The organism is Neisseria sp. P0021.S007 (assembly GCF_051956855.1).
The window spans coordinates 1-740 of the sequence record NZ_JBQCXA010000426.1 but is presented as its reverse complement, the minus strand read 5'-3'; the positions used below and the strand labels follow the sequence as shown (position 1 = coordinate 740).

Genomic DNA, 740 nt, shown 5'->3' with positions numbered 1-740 from the left:
CACCAGCCCGGCGGCCGAAGTCCACTACTCCAAAGGCAAATACAGCACCCCACCCACCGGCAACCTCTTCCTCAAAGGCGGCACATTCCGCCAAGTTGAAGGCGCGGCCGTTTTGAAAGGCGCAAAACAACCCGAACTGGCAGCCAAACTGGTGAGCTGGCTGCAAAGCGGCGACGTGCAAAAAGCCCTGCCTGCCGAAATGTGGGTCTATCCGGCTGCCAAAAACACGCCGCTGCCCAAAATATTCGAGTTCGCCCAAACCCCGAAACACAGCGATTCCCCCAACCGCGCCGACATCAACACCAAACAAAAACAATGGGTGAGCCGTTGGAGCAAAACCGTTTTACGTTAAGCTGAAAAGAATTTAGGAAAGATTAAAGGCCGTCTGAAAAAACAAATCATTAGTTTTTCAGACGGCCTTGTTTTACAATGACCTTTTAAACAACTTCACACGCACACACAATTATGAATTTCGATCTTCAAGTCCTCTCTTCGTTCTCCGGCTGGGAACAACTCGCCCAAACCGGCATGTCTTTCGGTACCAACCTGCTGGCCGCCTTAGCCATCTTCTTTATCGGCCGCTGGGTCGCCACGCGCGTGGTGACACTGATGAAAGCCGCGCTGACACGCGCCAAAGTCGATAAAACACTGGTCAGCTTCCTCGGCAACGTTGCCAACATCGGCCTGCTGATCCTCATCATTATCGCGGCACTGGGCAAACTCGGTATCCCGACCACTTC

2 protein-coding genes are annotated in these 740 nt (G+C 53.1%); both read left to right on the top strand.

What is annotated here, in order from left to right; all coding sequences use genetic code 11:
- Positions 1 to 352 (top strand): thiamine ABC transporter substrate-binding protein (locus tag ACTHUR_RS13795; protein ID WP_440399103.1); only part of this gene is annotated, 352 nt, incomplete at its 5' end.
- A 113-nt stretch (positions 353 to 465) separates the two neighbouring features.
- On the top strand, positions 466 to 740 hold a 275-nt coding region (locus ACTHUR_RS13790; protein ID WP_440399101.1), incomplete at its 3' end, for a mechanosensitive ion channel family protein.